The following is a 1,153-nucleotide window of genomic DNA, read 5'->3' on the forward strand; positions in this document are numbered from 1 at the left end:
CCCATGAAGAAGCGTTTTTCCGACGAACAGATCATCAGTATTCTCCGCGAGGCTGAAGCCGGGGTATCTGCCCGTGAGCTCTGCCGTAAGCACGCCATTTCAGATGCCACGTTTTACACATGGCGTAAGAAGTATGGCGGTATGGAAGTGCCTGAGGTTAAGCGCCTGAAGTCGCTTGAAGAAGAGAACGCCCGACTCAAGAAGCTGCTCGCCGAAGCCATGCTCGATAAGGAGGCGCTTCAGGTGGCTCTTGGGCGAAAGTACTGACGACAGACCAGAAGCGGGAAGCCGTGGAGTTGATGTGTGGCGCGACCGGTCTGTCGCAACGTCGTGCCTGCAGGCTGACAGGTTTGTCCCTGTCGACCTGCCGCTATGAAGCGCAGCGTCCGGCGTCGGATGCGTATTTATCAGGGCGCATCACTGAACTGGCACTGGAGCGCAGGCGTTTTGGCTACCGCCGCATCTGGCAGCTGCTGAGCCGGGAGGGCCTTCACGTCAATCACAAGCGGGTATACCGTATTTACCACCTTAATGGACTGAGCGTAAAACGCAGACGACGCCGTAAAGGGCTGGCAACCGAACGGTTTCCTCTTCTGCGCCCGGATGCACCGAACCTGACATGGTCGATGGATTTCGTTATGGACGCACTGGCCAACGGTCGCAGGATCAAGTGTCTGACCTGCGTGGATGATTTCACGAAGGAGTGTCTGACGATCACCGCTGCTTTCGGTATTTCAGGCGTTCAGGTTACGCGTATTCTGGACAGCATCGCACTGTTTAGGGGCTATCCGGCGACAATAAGAACCGATCAGGGCCCGGAATTTACCTGCCGCGCGCTCGATCAATGGGCCTTTGAGCATGGTGTGGAACTACGGCTTATCCAGCCAGGTAAGCCAACGCAGAACGGATTTATTGAGAGTTTTAACGGACGCTTTCGCGATGAGTGTCTGAATGAACACTGGTTCCGCGATATTCTTCATGCCCGGAAAACGATTAATGACTGGCGGCAGGATTATAACGAGTGCCGTCCCCATTCATCGCTGGATTACCAGACACCAGCTGAATTCGCAACAGACTGGCGAAACAGGAAATATGAAGAAAAACCAACCGACATTACTAACTGAAGGTTGTAGCTAATCCTGGGGGCAGGTCA

1 protein-coding gene is annotated in these 1,153 nt (G+C 54.5%); it reads left to right on the forward strand.

Going from position 1 to position 1,153, the window contains the following annotated elements; genetic code table 11:
• The first annotated feature begins 3 nt into the window (after positions 1-3).
• Positions 4-1,124, forward strand: a protein-coding gene (locus tag ACOTXD_RS21685; protein ID WP_126501669.1) for an IS3 family transposase whose coding sequence is annotated in 2 segments (ribosomal slippage) — positions 4-262 and positions 262-1,124 — 1,122 coding nt in all. Because the reading frame shifts where the segments join, the coding sequence is not laid out codon by codon here.
• Positions 1,125-1,153 lie beyond the last annotated feature (29 nt).

This window comes from Enterobacter cloacae complex sp. CDL013 (assembly GCF_049238805.1).
GTDB lineage: Bacteria > Pseudomonadota > Gammaproteobacteria > Enterobacterales > Enterobacteriaceae > Enterobacter > Enterobacter hormaechei_C.